Origin of the sequence: Companilactobacillus paralimentarius (assembly GCF_963227125.1) — a bacterium.
In the GTDB taxonomy this organism is placed as follows: domain Bacteria; phylum Bacillota; class Bacilli; order Lactobacillales; family Lactobacillaceae; genus Companilactobacillus; species Companilactobacillus paralimentarius.
The window spans coordinates 501,934-523,709 of record NZ_OY724131.1 but is presented as its reverse complement, the minus strand read 5'-3'; the positions used below and the strand labels follow the sequence as shown (position 1 = coordinate 523,709).

Annotated in this window: 16 protein-coding genes and 1 riboswitch; of the genes, 8 read left to right on the top strand and 8 right to left on the bottom strand. The window is 35.7% G+C overall.

What is annotated here, in order from left to right:
- Window position 1: 1 nt before the first annotated feature.
- Window positions 2-204: riboswitch (Lysine riboswitch) on the bottom strand.
- A gap of 100 nt (window positions 205-304) precedes the next feature.
- Entirely contained in the window at window positions 305-1,819 is a 1,515-nt protein-coding gene (locus tag ACI6PB_RS02455; RefSeq protein WP_404327719.1) for a helix-turn-helix domain-containing protein, read from the top strand.
- 37 nt (window positions 1,820-1,856) lie between these two features.
- On the opposite strand, the gene ACI6PB_RS02450 is transcribed toward ACI6PB_RS02455, so the two are convergent.
- The 3 genes from ACI6PB_RS02450 to ACI6PB_RS02440 all read right to left on the bottom strand — a co-directional run bounded on the left by ACI6PB_RS02450 (window position 1,857) and on the right by ACI6PB_RS02440 (window position 4,705).
- A complete protein-coding gene (locus ACI6PB_RS02450; RefSeq protein ID WP_404327718.1) occupies window positions 1,857-2,870 on the bottom strand; it encodes a hypothetical protein in 1,014 nt (337 codons plus the stop codon).
- 46 nt (window positions 2,871-2,916) lie between these two features.
- Window positions 2,917-4,080 carry an RNA-guided endonuclease TnpB family protein gene (locus ACI6PB_RS02445; RefSeq protein WP_404327717.1) on the bottom strand — a complete coding sequence of 388 codons (1,164 nt, stop codon included), beginning with the start codon at window positions 4,078-4,080 and terminating at the stop codon, window positions 2,917-2,919.
- Window positions 4,081-4,192: 112 nt separating this feature from the next.
- A complete protein-coding gene (locus tag ACI6PB_RS02440; protein WP_025085619.1) occupies window positions 4,193-4,705 on the bottom strand; it encodes a GNAT family N-acetyltransferase in 513 nt (170 codons plus the stop codon).
- A 94-nt stretch (window positions 4,706-4,799) separates the two neighbouring features.
- On the opposite strand from ACI6PB_RS02440, the gene tpx reads away from it, so the two are divergent.
- Window positions 4,800-5,294: a thiol peroxidase gene (tpx, locus tag ACI6PB_RS02435; protein ID WP_025085618.1), complete on the top strand. Its 495-nt coding sequence runs from the start codon at window positions 4,800-4,802 to the stop codon at window positions 5,292-5,294.
- A gap of 126 nt (window positions 5,295-5,420) precedes the next feature.
- On the opposite strand, the gene ACI6PB_RS02430 is transcribed toward tpx, so the two are convergent.
- Entirely contained in the window at window positions 5,421-6,182 is a 762-nt protein-coding gene (locus ACI6PB_RS02430) for a flavodoxin family protein (RefSeq protein WP_025085617.1), read from the bottom strand.
- Between the two features lie 113 nt (window positions 6,183-6,295).
- Here ACI6PB_RS02430 and ACI6PB_RS02425 point away from each other — a divergent pair, with 113 nt between their 5' ends.
- The 3 genes from ACI6PB_RS02425 to ACI6PB_RS02415 all read left to right on the top strand — a co-directional run bounded on the left by ACI6PB_RS02425 (window position 6,296) and on the right by ACI6PB_RS02415 (window position 11,963).
- Window positions 6,296-6,937, top strand: a complete 642-nt coding sequence (locus ACI6PB_RS02425) for an SDR family oxidoreductase (protein WP_309510443.1) — start codon at window positions 6,296-6,298, stop codon at window positions 6,935-6,937.
- A gap of 231 nt (window positions 6,938-7,168) precedes the next feature.
- A complete protein-coding gene (locus ACI6PB_RS02420; protein WP_309510444.1) occupies window positions 7,169-8,509 on the top strand; it encodes an NCS2 family permease in 1,341 nt (446 codons plus the stop codon).
- A 271-nt stretch (window positions 8,510-8,780) separates the two neighbouring features.
- Window positions 8,781-11,963: a lectin-like domain-containing protein gene (locus tag ACI6PB_RS02415; RefSeq protein ID WP_404327716.1), complete on the top strand. Its 3,183-nt coding sequence runs from the start codon at window positions 8,781-8,783 to the stop codon at window positions 11,961-11,963.
- A gap of 39 nt (window positions 11,964-12,002) precedes the next feature.
- Here ACI6PB_RS02415 and ACI6PB_RS02410 read toward each other — a convergent pair whose 3' ends face one another.
- Window positions 12,003-13,916, bottom strand: a complete 1,914-nt coding sequence (locus ACI6PB_RS02410; RefSeq protein WP_193322513.1) for a heavy metal translocating P-type ATPase — start codon at window positions 13,914-13,916, stop codon at window positions 12,003-12,005.
- 121 nt (window positions 13,917-14,037) lie between these two features.
- Between ACI6PB_RS02410 and ACI6PB_RS02405 the strand changes: the two genes are divergently transcribed.
- The 3 genes from ACI6PB_RS02405 to ACI6PB_RS02395 all read left to right on the top strand — a co-directional run bounded on the left by ACI6PB_RS02405 (window position 14,038) and on the right by ACI6PB_RS02395 (window position 16,343).
- Window positions 14,038-14,397, top strand: coding sequence for a metalloregulator ArsR/SmtB family transcription factor (locus ACI6PB_RS02405; RefSeq protein ID WP_070447875.1), 360 nt, complete (start codon window positions 14,038-14,040; stop codon window positions 14,395-14,397).
- A gap of 190 nt (window positions 14,398-14,587) precedes the next feature.
- Window positions 14,588-15,802, top strand: a complete 1,215-nt coding sequence (locus tag ACI6PB_RS02400; RefSeq protein ID WP_404280989.1) for an ATP/GTP-binding protein — start codon at window positions 14,588-14,590, stop codon at window positions 15,800-15,802.
- A 4-nt stretch (window positions 15,803-15,806) separates the two neighbouring features.
- The gene (locus ACI6PB_RS02395) at window positions 15,807-16,343 is read left to right on the top strand and encodes an N-6 DNA methylase (RefSeq protein ID WP_404280986.1); all 537 of its coding nucleotides are present in this window, start codon (window positions 15,807-15,809) and stop codon (window positions 16,341-16,343) included.
- An 86-nt stretch (window positions 16,344-16,429) separates the two neighbouring features.
- Here the strand turns inward: ACI6PB_RS02395 and ACI6PB_RS02390 are convergent, their stop codons facing one another.
- The 3 genes from ACI6PB_RS02390 to ACI6PB_RS02380 all read right to left on the bottom strand — a co-directional run bounded on the left by ACI6PB_RS02390 (window position 16,430) and on the right by ACI6PB_RS02380 (window position 21,759).
- The gene (locus ACI6PB_RS02390) at window positions 16,430-17,848 is read right to left on the bottom strand and encodes an LCP family protein (protein WP_404327715.1); all 1,419 of its coding nucleotides are present in this window, start codon (window positions 17,846-17,848) and stop codon (window positions 16,430-16,432) included.
- A 258-nt stretch (window positions 17,849-18,106) separates the two neighbouring features.
- Window positions 18,107-20,722 carry an alpha-mannosidase gene (locus ACI6PB_RS02385; protein ID WP_404327714.1) on the bottom strand — a complete coding sequence of 872 codons (2,616 nt, stop codon included), beginning with the start codon at window positions 20,720-20,722 and terminating at the stop codon, window positions 18,107-18,109.
- Window positions 20,722-21,759, bottom strand: coding sequence for a PTS fructose transporter subunit IIC (locus tag ACI6PB_RS02380; RefSeq protein WP_404280970.1), 1,038 nt, complete (start codon window positions 21,757-21,759; stop codon window positions 20,722-20,724). The genes ACI6PB_RS02385 and ACI6PB_RS02380 overlap by 1 nt, the downstream gene beginning before the upstream one ends.
- Window positions 21,760-21,776 lie beyond the last annotated feature (17 nt).

Below are 21,776 nucleotides of genomic sequence, written 5' to 3'. Positions count from 1 at the left end.
AATAATCAATAGCTCAACGTTTTTCAAAAAATAAAAAAATCATTTTCTGAACGTACGACAGTCTACCACCTATTAAGTAATAGCCCAATCAACTTTATCAAGTAGGGATAAAATGATTTCGGCAACTTTTCCTTTAATGTTTTTTCAAGGTACCCTATCGTACTCCAAAACACGACTAATAAAAATTGCGCCTCTATCTGATTACAAAATATTATAAATAAATGTTAAGATAGTAGCAAGTAGTGTTTCTTATATTTATTAATCTTTTTAAATTAACAATTTAACATTGCCGGGGGAAACAAACATGTTGGAGCAAATTTTCTTAGTTAAGCAAGACGTAGAAAAATATCGAATGCTAACTGTTATTAAGTCGCTACCTCCTCGTGAAGTAAACTTGAGTAATATCAGTAGTAGATTGCAATTTACGTACCAAAAAACATATAACATTTTCCAAGCACTGCTAGAAGATTTTGCCGATGTCGCCCCTGATATCGATCCTAGTGACACTAAGATTGAGTCAATCGACTTTAGTAAAATTTCCATTGATACTTACCGCCTATACTTGGTTAAGAACTCGGTAGTTTTTCAAGCCTTTAATTATGGCCTGACCAGTGCAAATCCATCTTTTGAGAGTTTCAGTAATGAACACTTTACTAGTAAATCTACCCTCAATCGTCGAATGTCCAAATTCAGAGCTTTCCTCAAGAACTTTGGACTTAAAATCTCCAATTCAACCCTAGAAATTAAGGGTAATGAAAAAAATATTCGATGGATGGCTTATTATGTCTATTGGTACATTTATCATGCTCAAGAATGGCCTTTTAGCCTCATTCAAGAGAACTCGATCGACCAAATTATTTCTAAAGCAGGAATAACTTTTGACAATCCTATCGTTCATTTTCAACTGAAGTATTTCTTGGCAATTTCTAGAATTCGTTTAATCAAACGAAATTATATTGAAGATTTGCCATATTACAACGTTGTCTTTGATAATCAACAACTAGGTGAGGAAATTTTAACTCACGATGACTATCCAATTGTGCCATTAGATGCTTTACATAATGAAAACAAACTGATCAATCTCTTTAGAAAGACAGCCTTCCAACCTAGTGACACCGCCTTTGAACAACCAATCAATGCAAATGCTCGTATCAATCCGAAATTCTATGCACTCGTTTATCACTTTATAGATTTCCTTAAAGAGCACTATCATGATGATATGTCTGTTTATCATAATCAAAAAACTTTGAAACATATTATGACTTATGTCACCCGAGATATTGTTTTTTCTTACATCATGGCACCATATTCTTTAATGCATCTCGATACGATGTACGCTGAGGGCAATGAGCAGTCATATACGGACTTATACAAAGACGTCTATACCTTCTTCTCAAATGTTGATCAAAATGAATTTTCGGGCATTTATAACGCAGCTGAGCTGATTTCAAAAGATTTGTATCAGATCTTACCAAGTTATATTTCAACTATTCGTGAGGAAGATTTCATCCGAGTTAAAGTCCTAATTGATCCTGGTAACCAGGCCGCTGAAGTCGTTTTAAGAACAGTTCGTAATCTCGAATTCGTCGAAGTAGTTCCAAGTAACGTTTACGATGATGTCGATGTCCTGATCACTTCCCTGGATGTCTTACCACTAGATATCGAAAGAAAGAAGTATCCTGAAAATCTAAAAGTAATTTCTTGGGATATTTCCTCCACACGACCAGACTATATCTGGCTATTGATTCAATTGAATAAAATCTACGTCAAAAAACTTAAAAACAAAATTATTACAAACAAAAAGAAAAAAGTTTTGTAAAGAAATAGACGAACTCATAACGAGTCCGTCTATTTTTTTACAATGAATTAATTGCAGTCCAATTTAAAGTACCAGTATATTGGCCAGCCTTGTTTTCCTTGCTAGTATCATTCTCCAATAATAGACCCGAATTACTTGTCCAATCATCAGAAATATCATCAACTGTCTTCGTTGTATGAGAAGTTAAGTCCTCATCAATCGTCTGTGGTGTACTAGAAAGAACAATCGGATCACTTGTTGCCGAATCCTTATAAATCGAATTACCATAGAATGGTTGACTGCCATTGTACAAACCAGTCGTGGAAGCTCTTAATACCCAAGGATTTTTTAAGCTAGTTACCGATACATCAAAATCATTCGTTCGACCCAAAATCTTTTTGGTGGAACCATAGTTGATACTTTGGAAATTTAATTTTGGCGAAACCTCTAGATCCAAGATCTTGTTCACAACGTTTTGACCATCAATAACAAATTTAGGAGTACTTGTAGTTTCAATCGCGTTAGAACCATCAAAACTTGCCGGCTCAGCATCAACTGTAATAGCTGAATTGGTCTGATTATCAGCCGTACCGTTAACCACAATATCAGCACTAGTATAGTCACTATTGCTATTTTTAGTTCCCAAATCATGAGCCAATTTATACTTGAATTCATTATTTGACAGGTCACTACTCTTAGCAATTGTCTCAACGGTACTATCACCATTAGTGCCATGATAAGTAATCGTCGCTGATTTGTAATCAACATCACTTGGTAAATTCAAATCAGCAGCAATACTTTGCCAATTCTGCCGTGAGGTATCATCCCATGCTAAATTATAATCAAAATTCAAGCTGTCTCCGTTATAAACTGTATTATCTGTAGAACTATCTGTAATAGCTTTATTATCATCAGATACATCATAAATAGTCGTTTCAGCAGTACCTGTGGCTAAGGCAGGAATAGATTCAAATACAGCCAATTTACTATAAACATTACTATCAGTATTATTGCTTCCAGTTAACCCCCAGTGAACTACGTCGGTACTGAAGTACCGAGCTTCTAGGAACATTCCATACTTGCCAACTAGTATTTCAACTAGTCAGTAGAGGCTAGAACTATTTTACTAAGGCTTGTTCCAAGCCGATATTTAATATATTTTTACTTGCGTTGATATCACGATCATGGTGAATACTACAATTTGGACAATCCCATTCTCGAATATCCAATCCGTGTTTACCGTCATCGTAACCACAGTTAGAACAGATTTGACTAGTTTTGAATGGATTAACTATCAAAAGCTTTTTACCATACCATTCACACTTGTATTCAAGCATTAGTCTTAATTCTCTCCAAGATTGATTGGCAATGACACGTGATAATTTATGATTCTTAAGAAGATTTTTGGTTTTCAAATCTTCAATTACAATCATGTCATCATTTTCAACTAATTCACGAGTTATCTTATGAAGATAGTCTTTCCTTTGATTAGCTATTTTTTCACTGTATTTAGCTACCATGAGCTTAGCCTTTATATAATTACTGTACTGTTCTAAAGTTTTTGGGTCACTCAATCCAAATTTTTTCTTGTATTGAATGTCCCTCAAAGCCTGAGTACGTCTTCTAGCTAATCGTTTTTCCCAATGGTGTTTCTTTTTAGCTAATTTTTTATCAAATCGTATAGTCTTATATTTCCTACCGTTTGAACAAATGACTAGATCAGAAACACCCATATCAATTCCAATTGATTTATTAGTCTTAGGTAATTGCTCTGGTTCTTCATCAACTGTTAAAACAGCATAATACTTGCTAGTAGATGACTTACGAATCGTAACGTACTTGATGATACTAGGAATTGATTTCTTGTTCTTATATTTCATTACTCCAAGTTTAGGAAGTTTTATATAAGAGTTATCAATGATCTCAACGTTGTTATTTACGAACTTAGATTGATAACTTTGTTTGGGAAACTTCTTGCTCTTGAAACGAGGAAACTTACGCTTTTTACTAAAGAAACCCCCATATGCCTCAAACAAGTCTTTAACTAAGACGTTAGCATTGGTTGCTCCCCCGCCTGCGCCTGAAGTATCACTATCAGACGTCTTAGCGAGTACTGCAACTGGTGCTGCAGCGCCATTCCCTGCCGTGTTGTTAGATTCAGCAATAACTTTGTTAATGCTGAATCCACCAACCACACCTAACAATATAATGGCAATTGCGAAGAAACCGACTATTCGCTTTTTGACTGTGAGACTTTTTCTAGTTCTCGTTCTTTTTTTCATATAAAAACCTCTCATCAAAAGTCAGTCTATTTTCTCCTTACAAGTAGTATAGTACCATCCGTATACCATTCACTTGCTCCGAAATAATTAAGAATTTCTTACAAAAAGTGAACTATTTCTTCAGAAGATAATATCTGACTATATTGCTTTGGTTTGCGAATGGAAGCGCTTGGTCGGCACTATAAATATATTTGAACCCTAATTTTTCTAAAATCTTCTGGGGAACTTGATTTTTCTCTTCAGTGGACGCCCAAATCTCTTTCAAATGCAACTGGTTGAATCCGTAATCAATCACTAATTGCATTGCCTCTGTCGCAAACCCTTTTTGTCGATACTTTTGATCGATGACAAAACCGATTTCTCGTGTCAAAACAAGGTCTGCGGACTCTCCACGATGATTGATCTCGATAATTCCTACCATTGTATTATTTTCTATTCCAGCAATGACATTGGCATCATCTCTTTTGCGATACATTTCAAATAATTGGTGAACATAGCCAGAATCAGTGCTGTACTCCAATCCTGCCAATTCATGATTATTCTTATCACCGACTAATGCTTGAAACTGAGGAAAATCAGTTTCCGTAAAATCTCTTATCTTAATATCTTTCCCTACTATTAACATGGCACCACCTCAATTTGCAATCTAATTTCTAGGTTTTTATTTTGCCCTAACTTATAATGAGTCTAGCATCAAAAAAGAAAGGGTGAATATTCATATGAATTTGGAATTTAAAGGACAAACTGTTGCCACAATTGGTCAACCACTATCTGTTGGAGATAAGTTCCCTGACTTTACCGTATTAAATAAGAACAATCAAGAAATCAAGCTCAGTGATCTACTAGACAAGCCATTATTGATCAGTGTCGTTCCTAATATCAATACTAGTGTCTGCAGTATTCAAACTAAACATTTCAATGAAGAAGTCGATGGTCATTCAGCTATCAACTTCGTTACCATTTCTACTAACACTGTTGAAGAACAAACTCACTGGTGTGCGGCTGAAAATGTTAAGAACATGCAAATGTTAGCTGATGTCAACCGTGACTTCGGTAAGAAATCCAATCTTTGGATCAAAGACTTGGACATTTTGGCACGTTCAGTCTGGGTAGTTGACCCTAATGGCGAAATCACTTATTCTGAAGTGGTTCCAGTACAAACTGACGAACCAAGTTATGATAAAGTACTGGATCAGATTGATCAAATGAATTAGATTCAACGAACCATTTTAACATTTGTAAAAATTCCTATACAGATGTGAAGAACCATTCCTGATAATAATACATTTTAATAAGAAATCTCGACCAATTTACAATAAATTGACCGAGATTTTTTTAGTTTAACGACGACGATGTTTGACAAATGTTACGAAATGCAAGATACAAGCCAGTAAGACAAAGAAAATAATAGTAAAACTAGCATAATTCAACCAGAAATTGTTACCGATCCATCCCGAGAGTGGTAATTGAATCCCCATTGTTATTAGTGCCATTATGGCAATCATAAAGAATAGCTGTATATATCTTTTCACGGTTGAATCATCCTTTCTCTTTCTGACAGAAATTTTTTTAGCATACTTTTGACACAGTTTCTTCTTATTATATGGAATGGCTTTCATGCCAAATGTATTAGGCAAAACTATTTCCCCTACTTTAATTACTCCAGCAGCTGACATTACTCGATCAATCGTCTTAAATGAATCGTCGGTCACACCAGTAACAAAGTTTTCTAATGTAGAAACGTAACAAGATGAAATACTCAAGTAATGTTTATTCTTGAATGGACCGGGTATCGTATCACCATTTTGTTTGAAATAGACAAACTTAGGTCGCATACAATCAAAGAAATTCTTTAGAACCCCTGACAATTCTCGCCAATAAGTTGGTGCAGCGAAGACCCAGACATCACTGTCCATCAGTTTTTGCGCTAACTCGTCCAAAACAGGATTATCTTCATGATATTTGTGTGGCGTAATATCATAATTCTCTAAAAAGATTGTTTCTGTTTTGACTCCACTATCAACATTTTTCAACACTTCATCCAACATTTGGGCATTGAGACCATGTTCTTGATGGGAGGCCAAAATTCCTAATATTTTCATACGCTATTTCCCCTTTGTATATAAGTCTAATATACTCAAATATAAGATTCAAAACACTAGCATTATTAAAAAATTGTTGCTACAGTATGTTTAACTAAGGAGGTTTTGAATTTATGAAAGTTCTTATTATTGGTGCCCATGGTAAAATCGGACACCTACTAATTGGTGAATTACAATCAAGAAACATCGAATTTGTTGCTGGATTGCGTAGTCAAGAACAAATCAAGGCCTACAACGAAAATAATATCGAAACTCAATTTATCGATCTAACAGCTTCTCTAGACGATATTAAGAATTCAATTGAAGAGTCTGGTGCTGACGTTATCGTCTTCTCTGCCGGTGCTGTTGGTGCTAGTGATGCTCTGACAATTGAAATTGATCTCGATGGTGCTATCAAAACAATGATGGTTGCCGAAGCAATTGGAATCAAACGTTATATTATGGTTAGTTCTGTCTTTAGTGACAATCGAAATAAGTGGGACGCAAGTGGTATCAGGCCTTACATGACCGCTAAACATTACGCTGACGATCATCTGCGTGGCACTAGTCTCGATTACACAATTATCCATCCCGGAACACTAACTAATGAAGATGGTACTGGTAAAATTAAATTACTAGGACCTAATGAAAATGACACAATTCCTCGAGTTGACGTTGCTAAAGCTTTAGCATTGATTATTCAAAATTCATCAACAATCGGTAAAGAGTACACCTTTGCTAGTGGTGATCAACCAGAAGAAGATATATTTAGTTAATATCGAAAATAATAGTCAGTGACTCAATTTGAGTTGCTGGCTATTTTGTTTTCTAAATATAATTCGTTATTCAATTATTTATCATGTGCTTTTTAGATAACAATTATAATTATATAGATATAAATGCGAACAATTATCCAAAACGTAGCTTGAATTAATCGTATTTTTCTTGCTATTTTCCATAATTTTTGTAATACTTTCTAAGTAGTAAAAAACTTAGGGGGTTATATCATGGAATCATCAACAGATTCAAATCGTAGCTTCATTGAAAAATTGTTCCATCTCCAAGAAGCCCAGACTACTGTTAGACGTGAAATTCTAGCTGGTTTGACGACTTTTGTATCAATGGCCTACATCCTCTTTGTCAATCCGCAAGTTTTAGGGGTCGCGGGTATGAACAAAGGTGCTGTCTTTACAGCCACTGCTCTTTCAGCAATCTTAGGTTCTATTTTAATGGCATTATTAGCTAATTATCCAATTGCGATAGCTCCAGGTTTAGGCGATAATGCCTTCTTCACTTATTCAGTTGTACTAGCCATGGGAATCCCTTGGCAAACCGCAATGGCTGGAGTCTTCATGTCCAGTGTGCTCTTCCTCTTAATTTCCGTACTTAAATTACGTGAACTGGTTATCGACTCAATTCCACATGATTTGAAATTAGCTATGGCATCTGGTATCGGACTTTTCATCGCCTTCGTAGGTTTACAAGGTGGTGGCTTGGTTGTTGGTAGTAAATCAACCCTTGTTGCTATGGGTTCACTAACAGTTCCTACAACTTGGTTAACTATCTTCGGACTAGTTGTAACTGGTTTACTAATGGCTAAAAAAGTTCCTGGTTCAATCTTCATCGGTATGGTACTAACTACCATTTTAGGATTAGTAACTAAATTGATTCCTTTACCAAAACAAGTTATCTCTACTATTCCAAGTATGAAACCAACTTTTGGTGTCAGCATTGCTCACTTACCTGATCTTTCTGATCCAAAACTTTGGGCAGTCGTTCTAGTCTTCCTACTTGTAGCCTTCTTTGATACTGCTGGTACTTTGATTGGTTTAGCCGAACAGGCCGGTTTCATGAAGAACAACAAGATGCCTAGAATTGGACGTGCTTTAATGGCTGATTCCATTTCAATGTTAGGTGGTGCTGTTATGGGTACTACTCCAACTGCCGCTTACGTTGAATCTTCTGCCGGTATCGCTGTCGGTGGTCGTACAGGATTAACATCCCTCGTTGTCAGCATCATGTTTGCCATTGCCATGTTCTTCTCACCACTATTGACCGTTGTAACTTCAAACGTTACCGCACCAGTGTTGATCATTGTTGGTATTTTAATGGCTCAATCAATGAGACAAATTAATTGGAACAAATTTGAAATTGCTATGCCAGCCTTTCTTACTATTGTAGGAATGCCTTTGACATACAATATCTCTTATGGATTTGCTTTCGGAATCCTCTTCTACCCATTAACCATGTGGGCTGCAGGTCGAGGTAAAGAAGTTACACCTATTATGTACATCCTCTTCTTCGTCTTCGTAATTCTACTTTACTTTATTAATATTTTGCCGGGTTAAAAAATAAAACTTAATATGAAAAAGAGACTCTAATTACGATTAGAGTCTCTTTTTTTGTCTCGAATTTTTACTATGATTTATTCCCTCAATTATTAGATATTATCTTTAACCAGAAACAACCAGTCTTTATTAAATCAATGTCATAACATATCATTAGTTTAATAAAATTCAAATTATTATAATTTATATCTTAAATATAGCACATTTTATATTTTGATATTATAATAATCGTGAAAGCTTACGGATAATGTATTTCTAGGGGGAAATTAATATGAATTATCACAAGTTATGGCATAATTTGTTACCTACGATTATGTTCTTTTTGACGTTAACAATTTTTTCTATGTGTACGACCAATGTTCAGGCGGTTGTAGACTTTTCAAATGTCGCACCTTCAAATGATAATGTCTTGAAGGCTGCGCCAAATGGAATAAAGATTGGTAATTTATTTGAATATCCTACGGTTTATTCAGGTTCCAAAAATATCAACAACTCTGTACAAATTCTAAAGGCTGGTGGCTCGAATCCTAATCCTGTCGATGTAATTCAAATGACAGGTAACGAGGATAATGCAGTAGGTTCTATTTGGGGACGTATGACCAATCCTGATGATTCCACTGAATCATACAACTACTTTGATTTAACTAAGGAACAAACTATCACTGGTTGGATCTATGTTGGACCAACGTTCAATGTTTCTGGTGACGGGATTGCTTTAGTCTTACAAAACGATGATAGGGGTATCAACGCAATTGGACGTTATTATAAGAAAGCCGGATTACTTTCGTTTATTGATCCCGAAAAAAATTATGCGGCTTCAGGCGAATCTCTTGGTGTTTATGGGGGAACTTCTTCACCTGCTACTGTTTCTAATTCAACCGAGTTTGCTGGCAATTCTATTCAGAACAGTTTTGCCCTTGAATTTGATTCTTTTAATAATTCAAGTTCAAGTGCTGGTCTTAAAGATGGTGTGGAACAATTCAATGACAAAAAAACAGATGATCTATTTGATGCTTTATACGATTCTCATCTAACACGGGAAACCAAGGGTCAACATGTTGCTTGGGCCTATCCAGGTGATCCAGATACATACGTACGAAAGATGGCTCTAACTTATTACTTCTTCGGTATGCACCATAACAATGTTATATTCAATGCTACTATTGGTGGTTATGACTCTCTTACTGGTGCTACCGGTAAAGATGCTTGGCATCATTTTACTTTCACTTACAAACCTGATAAAGATGATAGTAACTATGGCTACATCAATTACGTCTACAATGATCGTGAAACCGACGGAACTGTTAAGCCTTATCATACTTGGGACAAGCGTCCTCGTGATATTGATGATCCAATCAAAATTGATTTGAGAAAGTTCAATTTAAAAGATGGTCAAACTAAGATTCGTTGGGGCTTTACCAGTTCAACTGGCTCCCCTAATTCCTTACCTGGCTATAATGACATTGTCCTTGAAAAGATTCCGGCAATTGCTGATGTTGCTGATACGTCTGGACTTTATGATGTCACTCAAAAACGTGCAATCAAAGATCTTGATCGTCGTGATACAAATCCAACCGACAGCGATTCAGACTATACAGTTGATGACGGCGACAAACTGGCTTTTAACTACAATTTGAAATACAACTCTGGTGCTATTGGTACAGGTGATATTACTGCAGAACTACAACTACCACAACATGTACTTTATCAAAATGACAGCAATAATCGGATCGGTGAAATTACCTATCCTGATGACCCTAATAGCGTTACTTACATCAGTGCCTCACAGTTGACCACATCTAAGAATGCTGATGGTGACGAAGTACAAACGCTCAATTTGGATCTTGGAGCTCTTTCCAAGAAGAGTACTGAAGTTAACATCAAAATTTACGGTACTGCCAACGCACCTATCAGTAATACACTTACTTCAACTACCGTTAATCCTGAACATACTTCCTATAAGAGTGATTACTATAACGCTGATGTTATGAGTTATGGCTTCAAAATAACTAATCAAAAACTACAAATTGCAGCTTCAAAAGACAGCGAGACACAAAAAGTCAAAAGTTCTGATGGCTTCAAACTAGAAGGAACTGCTAGTTACCTATTTAGTTCCAAATTCAGTGGCGATGACCTTTCAGCTTATGGTGAAATCTTTGACGCTAATGGCAAGACTACAAATATAAAGAGTACTTGGACCGTGCCGGTTGCTAAAGATGCCTCGACAGGTGACTATTCACTAGATGTCCCCCAAGGCACCTTAGATCCAGGCGATTATAAAATTAAAGTTTACCTAACCGACAGTCAAGGTCTCGTTTCTAATACCGTGACCTATAACATTACCGTAACCGATAGCGAATTAGTTATTACTCCTGACAAAACTGATATTACGGTTAATGATAATAAACCAGTCACACTATCAGGAAGCTACAAGTATTCTGATGATTCTCAATTTAAAGATGAAGATGCTACAAAGACTTATGAAATTACCAATCCTGATGGCACCGTTCATAAAATCACCAAGACTGTGACTCATGATAAGAAGATCGATATTACTTTAAAGCCGATTGCCTATGACAAACCAGTCACTCAAACTCTAGATGATTATCTAGAGAGCCCTGCTGAAGATAACGTCTTAACTGAGGGTAAAAATACTGTTAAGGTCACAGTTCAAGATGGGAAATACGCTAGTGCAAGTACGACAATCACTGTCAATGTACCTAAACTAACGCCACAGATCACTGCTGAATCTAATGATTTAATTGTCTTAGGTTCTAGCGGTAACGTCTACTTCCCAATAAACTTCACTTATGGTAGCGACTACGCCCTCAATTATCATGATTTAACTGGTGTCTTCACGGTTGACGATCAAACACCAATTAATCTCAAGCTACCTATTCCAACTGAGGCTCAAACTTCAAGCTTTGATATGAGTTTCAACTTATCCGGTGATCAATTGAAACTACCTACCGACAAAAATACTTCTGTGGTATCCGTCTACTTCACTGATCCATATGGGCGAAAGACTAACACGGAAACCTTCAACTTGAAGATTTTAGCCAAAGCTTTGGAACTGGACTTCAACAATTATCGCTTCAAGACAATTGATCCTAAGTCATTCAAGCCGGGATATATCAGTCGTTCTGGTAATTGGGATCTGAATGTCACAAGTTACAAAGCCGGTTGGGTCCTCAGCGCTAAAGCTGACAACTTGGACTACGCATCAACCGACGAACAATCTGACCTTTCGATGGCATTCGTTAATAAAGATGATCTAGCTATTCCTTTGAGTATGAATCCTGTAATTGCTAAAGATAGCAATTTAGCAGCCCATAAAGTCGATATTAGTAACCAATGGAAATCCGACAACGGTATTCTTTTGAAAGCTAACACTGTACCAAGAGCTGGCGATTATAAAGGGCTAGTTAATTGGAATTTGACTGAAAGTCTATAAAAAAAGAGACCCTTGCGGGTCTCTTTTTTGTACTCATCATTAGTTGTCGAAATTAATGAATTGCAATCGAATTGCGTTTAAAACAGCTATGATTGTTACTCCAACATCAGCGAAAACAGCTTGCCACATGTTGACCATTCCTAAAGCTCCTAATAGTAAGAACAAAATTTTAATAATCAAAGCAAATGAGATATTTTCAACCACGATACGACGGGTCTTTTTAGCTATCTTCATGGCTTCAGAAACTTTTGATGGTTCATCACCCATAATGACAATATCGGCAGCTTCAACAGCCGCATCTGAACCTAAACCACCCATTGCAAAACCAATATCAGCGGTTGCCAGAACAGGAGTATCGTTGATTCCGTCACCAACAAAGGCAACTTTCTTATTGTTTTGGTGTGATACCTTCAATAAATCATTAATGATCTCAACTTTATTTTCGGGCAAAAGATTCGTATAAACAGCACTCATCTTTAACTTTCGAGCCATTGCTTGACCGACAGTTTGATTATCGCCGGTTAACATGACATTCTTGTGAATTCCTCGATTGTTCAACAACTGAATTGCCTTTTGAGCATCATTCTTAGGCACATCCGCAATCACAATATCACCCCAGAATTGGTTGTCGACAGCCACGTAAACGACTGTTCCCACAGCATCTGTTTCAGTGAAAGCAATCTTGTTCTGTTTGAGAGCTTTGGCATTTCCAACAACAACTACTTGCCCATCTACTTGAGCTATTAAACCATGCCCGGCTTTTTCATCGGCTTTAGTCACAGTTAATAACTCACCTTTGTAAGCTTGCAGGATTGATTTAGCAATTGGGTGAGTTGAATTCTTCTCAACACTGGCTGCAATCTGCAACAATTTTTGTTTTGAAATATTTATCGGATTGACTTGCACAACTGAGAATTGACCTTTAGTCAAAGTCCCCGTCTTGTCGAAAGCCACTGTATCCACGTCATTCAAGGCTTCCAAGTAGTTACTTCCTTTAACAAGGATACCTTGCTTAGAAGCTGCACCGATACCACCGAAGAAACTTAATGGTACTGAGATAACTAAGGCACAGGGACAGGAAATTACTAGAAAAATTAATGCTCGATAGATCCAAGTATTCCAATCACTCGTCATAAGTGATGGTACGATTGCCAAGGCTACCGCTAGAAAGACTACGATTGGTGTATAAATTTTGGCAAACTTGGTGATAAATTTTTCTGTATCGGCCTTCTTGTTGCTGGCATTCTCAACTAAATCCAAAATCTTAGCCACGGTCGAATCATTGTAAAGCTTGGTAACTTTGATTTGCAACGTTCCAGTCTGATTGATCGAACCACTCAAAGCTGTATCGCCTACTTTGATTGACTGCGGCATTGATTCGCCAGTTAGAGCCGATGTATCAACCGCTGAACTACCTAAAACAACAGTTCCGTCTAGTGGAATTTTCTCTCCCGGTTTAACCAGAATTGTTTCACCAATCTTAACTAGACTAGGTTCAACCACTTTATTCTGATGTCCTGAAATCAGCGTTGCGTAAGCTGGTTTCACTTCTAGTAGGGCCGAGATGGAACGCTTCGATTTATTGACGGCGATATCTTCAAAAACATTACCCAACTCATAAAAAAGCATAACCGCAATGGCTTCAGGATATTGTTTGAGGATGATTGCTCCAATCGTGGCAATACTCATCAGGAAGTTCTCATCGAAGATCTCTCCGTGAAAAATATTTTTGACAGCCTGCCAAACGATCCGTGCCCCAATAACTAGATAGGCTCCGACTAGTAAGACGATATTAAAGGGTTCCGGAACAAAAGAACTGGAACCAACTATTAATAAAATGAAAGCAATAAATAGTCGTGTGATTGTTAATTTTGTTTCCGAACTCATTTCACTTTTTATTTGTTTAGCTTTCTTTTTAACTTTGTAATCAGTTTGGACATTATATAATTTCATAACGTTGTCCTCCTTGAAAGAGTTTACATGTTCATTTGAATATATGAGCATTCATTCATATATGAATTATAATATAATGAAGTATCAGTTTGCAACTTAATTTTGATAAGAGGAACAAAAAATGTCAGAACAAAATTTTGAGATGGAGCACCAACAAGCTCTCCATAATTTAAAGCAAGATTTACCCGATGATACCGATTTGGAAGCTATGGTCAATATCTTCAAAGCTTTCGGTGATATGACCCGAGTTAAAATCATCTTAGCTTTGTCTGAAACACCTTTAAGTGTCGGTGAAATCGCTGATACCTTGGACATGAGCCAATCCTCCATCTCCCACCAACTCAGCATTTTGAAACAATTAAACTTAGTTTCCAACGCCAGACGTGGTAGAAATATTCACTACCGTTTGAGCGACCAACATATTATTACCATCTTCAATCAAACTAAGGAACATATTATTGAGGATGACAATGACTTTTAACGCAAAAAAATTCCACTGAAATAACTTGATTAGTTATTTGGTGGAATTTTTTAATTAGCAATCAATCAATTGCCAGTTTAATTTTAGTTGTTTCAAACACATTATCTGGATAAAGAAGCTAATAATTGATAAAATGGTATTAAAATTCGGAAGTATAATCCTTTTATTTAATTAAAAGAGAGGTATCAAAATGATTAATAGACTAAGATTGCTGGACATTAGAATAAGAAATTACCCTTTATTTGAAAAGGAAATTGATTTCTCCTTATTAACTTCAAATCGTGTTGCCCAAGATAAAGTTGATTCTCTTAATCATCTATACGGCAACAACTACACGAATAATATAACAACAATTGTCGGAAAAAATGCTACAGGTAAAACAACGATTATGAAATTAGAAATGGGAATTTTGTATTTATTATTTGGTAACAAATCAATTAACGAAACAGGTCTAAATGAGGTATTATTCGACAATTCCACGGTAGATTTTGATGTTTTCCTATACGGAACTGACGGCATACTAATTAAAGATGAGCTGAGTATCTCACAGATCATTAATAATGAACAATCGGAATTTGTAATAAACAAAGAAAAAATTTATATAAAAAAGGCACTGTTATCAGAGAGCAAAAAAGATTTATTAAATTTTGAAAAATCTAAACTCATTCTTGATAGGAATCATTTAAGACCTGAAGTCTCATCGATTCTATCACCCGACGATTCCCTATTCAAATCATTGATTAATAGTCACGGATATAAAGCACCAAGAATAATGGATAACACTATTTTTACTAATTCTAATAGATTCGTATCTAACCTAGGTAATGTTCCAACAGAAATTCTAAACTATTTAGACCCTTCGATTGAATATTTAAAAAAAGAAACCATTGAGGGCTCCGGTAATAGTCAGGTACTTTTTAGATTAAAGTTCAAAAATGGAAAGGAAATTGCCGACGGAAATTTTTCAGTAATTAATTCTTATCTGTCATCCGGAACGACAAAAGGAATCTCACTGTATACACAGATTTTATCAACCTTGAAAGACGGAGGAATAATATTTGTTGACGAAATTGAAAATCACTTTAATCACGCTATAGCCAGAACCTTTTTAAATTATTTTAAGGATCCATTTATTAATATAAATAATGCAAAATTAATATTTACTACGCACTATTCGGAATTCTTAGACGATCTCGAAAGAAATGACCAAATCTATATTGCAAGAAGACTTGATAAAATATCACTAACTCGTTATTCAAGTACCAATATAAGGAGCGATATTTTAAGAGCCGATGTCTTTATGTCAAATGCAATTTCAGGTACTGCACCTGAGTATGAAGCCTACATGGCACTCAAAAAAGCAACTATTAAAAGTATTAAGAAATTTAATAGTAACGAGGTTTAATATTTTGAAAAGACGTTTAGTTGCAATAATTGTAGAAGGTGGATCCGAAAGGACAATCATAAATTTATTATTGGAAAATAATTTGTTGAAATTTCAGACAGATGATTTATTAGATGGCCGACCAATTTCTGAACGAAATGGTTCTAAATTTGCCAAAAAGTTTCTAACTTTGGATTTGGAAAATAAGATGGTTTCTATCATCAGGGTACTTGACTCACACAATGAAAAGTTCAAATTATCCGAACCTTATCGGAAGAAAGTTGACGGCGACCCTACGGACATCTATACTTCACCGGAAATAGAAATACTCTTCATAATCTATATGGGTGATTATGAGAAGTTTAAAAATCAAAAATCTGGTCGTAAATTAACTCCAAATGCTTGGTGTAAAAAAAACTATAAGATGAAAAATGTGAAGTCACCAGAATTTGTGCGAAATTTTTGGGAATCAAGATTACCTGAATTGGTAGAAGCTATTGGTGAATATTCAAAACTAAGCAAAGATCCATTCGAACATACATTAGCAAGTCTTTTAAAGTAGAAAAATTTAACTATATAAAAAAAGGATCTTAACTTCCACAATCGTAAAATGATTGAGAAAATTAAGGCCCTTTTTGTATTCACTACCTATTCACCATAACCTGATGATGCATAACCATTATTTACATCACTGCTAGAACTGTCAGTAGATGCTGATGAACCGCCTCCATATGAGGATTCACCACTATTACTTGAAGAACTGCCGCTACCGGCTGTTGAGCTGGACCTTCCGGTATTAGATGACGAGCCGCCACCATAATAACCACTATTTGCTGAACTTCCACTGTTACCAGTTGATGAACCACTTCCGTATGAAGAACCAGTATTAGAAGATGTGCCACTTGAAGAATTGCCACCATAAGATGAAGTACTTCCAGCACTATTACCTGTTGAACCGGATCCGGCTGTTGAGGAAGAACCTGTTGCTGAACTCGTGGTACCAGTTGTATCAGATGCAGCACTATTGGCTGTTCCATTATCGGTATCAGAAGTATCGCTGTCGGTTGTTTCCTTCTTAGTCGAGTCTTTCTTGGTCTTCTTCTTAGTTACCTTTTTCTTAGCTTTCTTTTTAGCTGGTTCGGTAATCTTTTCGCCCTTTTGATAAGAAATCTTACCTGTCTTGACGTGTCCTAAATTCAAATTGTCACGAATAAAGTTAGTTACTCGTTGCAACTCTGAATCCTTGACGATCTGCATACTTTGACCAGCAACTTTTGCCGCTGTACCTTTCAAATGTGTTTGATTCGTTTCGCCATTATAAAAATAATTCTTAGCTAAAACGTTCAAATCAGCGAAAGTTAAATCAGTCTGTGTTTGTTCAGCCATTGAGTTGAAGAAACTTTGATTTAACAAGGTTGAAATTGAGTCACTCTTATGCAAAATGGCACTCAAGACGTCGAATTGACGTAACTGACGACCATAATCGTTATTGGCATTATTGACATAATCAATGGCTTTAGCACCATCCATATGTGTCTTTTCCCCTTGTTCATAGACATCAACGCCACCGACTTGATCGATCACATCTTCCATACCCTCTAAATTAATCAAGGCATAAAAATCAATTGGTACGTTCAAAAGCTTAGATACAGTCGTCACAACTGTTTTAGCCTGACCATAAGAATAAGCCGCATCTATTTTAGCAGGTGACTTCCCTTTATAACCTGGAACTACGACTGCTACATCCCTTGGAATACTTGTAATAGAAGTTTTTCTAGTCTTAGGATCGATTGTAACGACCATCATTGAGTCCGTGCGACCTGTATAATTACGACCAGAAGCTCCATTATCTGTCCCCATTAATAAGATTGAAACCGGAGTTTTCTTTTTCAAAATTGAACTGACATTACGTGATTTATCCACACCAGACGGTGCAAAAGAACTGTTAATTGCTGCTTTGACACTACGATAGTGTGACATTCCAAATGCCGCCGTACCGAAGATAAGCAAAGCTAAAATTGACAAAAATACATTACGAAATGTGTGACTTTTGTGTTTTTTGTGCATGTTGTTTCCCCCCACATTTTCTAACTACCATTAGACACTCATATGAATTTTATCATATTTAACAAGGTGATTAGAGGTATAGATGGAAATATCTTCAATATAGGAAATAAAAAGCGCTAAAACCTATTTGGTTTTAGCGCTTTCTTATTATGCACGAACAAATTCATCTGTAGCGATACGATAATCAAAAAAACAAAAGCCAGAGTGAAATCACCCTTTACTTTTATTTTTCTAATTTGCTCGAATTTACACTCAATATTAGAATTTGCATTTAATACTTGTTAAATCATATGGACCGATAAACTCATGACCTTTCATGGGCTTCTCAAGTGCATTTACAATTTTACCTTGCTTAAAGTCATTCAAGTCAATATCAATTTTCTTATTTGTTGGATTAGATAATCTAACAATGAATGAATCGGTATCATCATAAGATGGGTAAATTGCTGAAACAAGATATTTATCACTTAGTTCCATCAATGAATAATTATTCGGAATTGTAGGATTATCATCTGTATCCCATATTTTATTATCTAATCTATGGATAAATAAATTTAATTGTTGTTTTTGATAGGAAATTGATTGTCCCAACCATCTGTATGTTAATCTACTAATTCTGTCTTCAGAGAATCTTTCGGAAGTATAATCTAGCGCAAATTCAAATTCATTTACACCAAGTTCTTCTGCCAATGGCGTAGGCATCATTATATGTCCTTGATTTGTTGTATCTCCTGATGCTCTACCTGGGCGCCATGCTAAATCAGGCTTTCCTAATTCACCCGTAGTAGCCATTAAAGTAATAAACAATTTGCCATTGTTATATTGATATTCCTTCATCCCTTTTCCTAGGAATGTTAGTGATTTATGATTGTCAGTTACAGAAACAGTCTTATCAAAGTTATAAATATTTACAGGCTTTTCAACAAATTCTTTATTCCAATCTTGATCAGTTTGTTTATTCGTTGTCTTTATAAATCCATTCTGAATTTGAGCAATAGCTTCATCAGAATTAATATCAGAATCAAATTCCAATCGTATTCTATGTGATTCAACACTATTGTTAATCTTTAATTTAGCATCAACCAATCCAAATTGATCAATACTTAATTTAAGACTATATTCCACTGTTCTATATTGCGGCTTTTTAGATAATCTATCTTTCAGCGTGGCTGGAAGACTTGCTGAGCCATTAACTATGAGAGCTTTACTCTGATTATTTACAGATTCGACAAATGCACTATTAAAAGGTAATGCCGTTTCTTCGTCATTTCTCAATGGAGAATAATCGTATGTATCTCCATCATTTCCCGAATCGATAATCTTAATAAAATCATTGATCTTACCATTAGAGTTTTGAATGTTGAGATGACCATTCTCAAACTTCACTGTTACAGAACCTTTAATTAATTCAGCATGTTCACGGCTTACCTTGTCAGGCAATAACTCTGACACACTTTCTGTTTCGTGAAATTTAATTACTTTATATCCCATTGCTGGAAGCTGAACATCACCTTTAAATGATAATTGGTAATACTCTGGCTCGTCCTTATATTCTTGTCCTCTTGGGGTCATCATTAGAATGTGGTGTCTTACTGGATATTGTTTACTTTTAATCAAAACTTCGTTATCCATACCATCGAACTTAATGTTCTTAGTACTTGCAACAACGCTGATTTCCTTAGTCCCTTTAAATTTATAAGGATCAGTATTAAATAAGATTACATCGTGATCACCAAGATTTAAATATTCAGCAATCTTCTTTTCAATTGTATTCTCGATGCCATCAGCAATTTCATTAGCCTCTTTAAAACGATGTAGGATATCAACCGCAACATTATCAGAAATACTACCACCTAATGTATCATGTGGTTGACACTCTAGTAACTTCTTCCAGAGTTTCAAGAGAAGACCATTACCAATATTAACCCCATTGTTTCTTGCAATAACAACCAACGGTTCAATACGACGTAAAATCTTCTGTTCCAAATAAAAGTTCTCTGTTTTAATTCTATGTCTAACAGACCCAATAGTTCTATGTACTCTGGAATATGTTGGCAATCTTAATTCACCAGAATATTCTGGAAGGTTCGTTTGAAGTCTTAATTTGTCAATGAATTCAGGATATGTACTAATGTCAGTCGAATATTCACTATCATTATTTAGTTCTCTGATTGTATCATGAATGTTTTTAATGATATTCATTTGATCAATACCTGAAGGCATTAAGACTTCTTGATTATCACCATGGTCAACTGCAAATTTAACATTTGTATCATAACGTTTTTCTACAAATTCTTTTAGATTCCTCTTAGATTCAAGATCGATTTGAGCTGTAAAATATCCGAAAGGGAAGTTTGCAGCTAAAACCTCTTTTTCAGAAAGACCTTTCCATCTAAAGTATAAAGAGCTCATTTGTCGATTAAAGTTTGTTCCTCTCCAAAAGACAAAGTTATCAATCCCAACCTGATGAAGTAATGTAGGCATTTGAGCATTGAATCCAAATGTATCTGGTAAATATCCTATCATCATTGGCTTACCATAATTGCGTTCTGTATCTTTGATTCCAATTACCAAGTTTCTAATAATTGATTCAGCATCAGGAATTAACGCATCAGTCTGCGTATACCAAGGTCCGACAAATAGTCGACCTTCATCAACTAATTTTTGAATTCGTTTCTTAGCTTCAGGATGTATTTCAACGTATTCATCAACAATGGATATTTGTCCATCAAGACAGAAATTTGCATCCTTATTTTTTTCGAGTTCATCCAACACTTCAGTAAATAACTGTTCACTTAATACTAAAGCATCCATTGTAGTAAAATACCATTCACGATCCCAATGAGTATGATTTACAAAATTTGCTTTAATCATTAATCTTCTACCTCACTAATACTTTTTCTAGTAAATCTCTTCAAGAAGTTCACTAACAATGCTTCAACGACAACACCAATTAGAATAGCAAGAGTATACAATAGCCAATTTGACGAGAATGGTATTGCCATTACAGTTGACAATGCAGTTTTTTGAATTGTACCAAAGAATGCATTCACAGCACAACCGACGGAGGTACCAACAATGATACTTGGAATAACTCTTACAGGATCAGCAACAGCAAATGGAATAGTTCCTTCAGTAATACCAACAATACCCATTAATAAGGCTGAACGACCACTTTCAATTTCAGCATCTGAATATAATTTTTTCCCTCCGATGAGTGTTGCTAAAAACATCCCTAGAGGTGGAATACCAATAGCCATTAACATAGCAGTACTTGCTGTATAACCACCTGATGTAAATGCGGCCATACCAAATGCGTAAGCAATTTTGTTAATTGGGCCACCCATATCGACGGCCATCATTCCACCTAGCAAAGCAGCCATAACAACAGCGTTTGCACCGCTCATACCTTTTAACCACGCGGTTAAGCCAACTGTCATTGCCTTTACAGGACTACCAACGACATATATCAAAATCAATCCGACGACGATTGTTGCTACAAATGGAATAATAATCAAAGATTTAACAACAACTAACTTTTCTGGAATAGGCATCTTCTTTAACCACTTAACCAAATAACCTGTCAAAATACCTACTAACATACCACCTAGGAATCCTGTTCCCATACTTGTTGCAACAAGTCCAACAATAAATGCAGGTGCCAATCCCGGTCTATCAGCGATAGAGAAAGAAATATAAGCTGCAATTATTGTGGGAATAAACCCTAAACCAGTTTGTCCTAATAATCTTAAATTTCCCCAGATATTACTTGTTTGGTTCCAAACATTTTGACCACCGAAGATAACGGCAATAGATGTTAACAAACCTGCGGCAGTAACCAATGGAATCATGTAAGAAACACCGGCTTGGAAATGATTAGCTAAATCTTTACCAAACTTTTTAATATTCATAATAGTTCCCCTCCATT

What these genes read in the sequence shown, in the direction of transcription:
- ACI6PB_RS02455 (WP_404327719.1), top strand. Translation starts at nt 305, where the DNA reads ATGTTGGAGCAAATTTTCTTAGTTAAGCAAGACGTAGAAAAATATCGA.
- ACI6PB_RS02450 (WP_404327718.1), bottom strand. Translation starts at nt 2,870, where the DNA reads ATGTTCCTAGAAGCTCGGTACTTCAGTACCGACGTAGTTCACTGGGGG.
- ACI6PB_RS02445 (WP_404327717.1), bottom strand. Translation starts at nt 4,080, where the DNA reads ATGAAAAAAAGAACGAGAACTAGAAAAAGTCTCACAGTCAAAAAGCGA.
- ACI6PB_RS02440 (WP_025085619.1), bottom strand. Translation starts at nt 4,705, where the DNA reads ATGTTAATAGTAGGGAAAGATATTAAGATAAGAGATTTTACGGAAACT.
- tpx (WP_025085618.1), top strand. Translation starts at nt 4,800, where the DNA reads ATGAATTTGGAATTTAAAGGACAAACTGTTGCCACAATTGGTCAACCA.
- ACI6PB_RS02430 (WP_025085617.1), bottom strand. Translation starts at nt 6,182, where the DNA reads ATGAAAATATTAGGAATTTTGGCCTCCCATCAAGAACATGGTCTCAAT.
- ACI6PB_RS02425 (WP_309510443.1), top strand. Translation starts at nt 6,296, where the DNA reads ATGAAAGTTCTTATTATTGGTGCCCATGGTAAAATCGGACACCTACTA.
- ACI6PB_RS02420 (WP_309510444.1), top strand. Translation starts at nt 7,169, where the DNA reads ATGGAATCATCAACAGATTCAAATCGTAGCTTCATTGAAAAATTGTTC.
- ACI6PB_RS02415 (WP_404327716.1), top strand. Translation starts at nt 8,781, where the DNA reads ATGAATTATCACAAGTTATGGCATAATTTGTTACCTACGATTATGTTC.
- ACI6PB_RS02410 (WP_193322513.1), bottom strand. Translation starts at nt 13,916, where the DNA reads ATGAAATTATATAATGTCCAAACTGATTACAAAGTTAAAAAGAAAGCT.
- ACI6PB_RS02405 (WP_070447875.1), top strand. Translation starts at nt 14,038, where the DNA reads ATGTCAGAACAAAATTTTGAGATGGAGCACCAACAAGCTCTCCATAAT.
- ACI6PB_RS02400 (WP_404280989.1), top strand. Translation starts at nt 14,588, where the DNA reads ATGATTAATAGACTAAGATTGCTGGACATTAGAATAAGAAATTACCCT.
- ACI6PB_RS02390 (WP_404327715.1), bottom strand. Translation starts at nt 17,848, where the DNA reads ATGCACAAAAAACACAAAAGTCACACATTTCGTAATGTATTTTTGTCA.
- ACI6PB_RS02385 (WP_404327714.1), bottom strand. Translation starts at nt 20,722, where the DNA reads ATGATTAAAGCAAATTTTGTAAATCATACTCATTGGGATCGTGAATGG.
- ACI6PB_RS02380 (WP_404280970.1), bottom strand. Translation starts at nt 21,759, where the DNA reads ATGAATATTAAAAAGTTTGGTAAAGATTTAGCTAATCATTTCCAAGCC.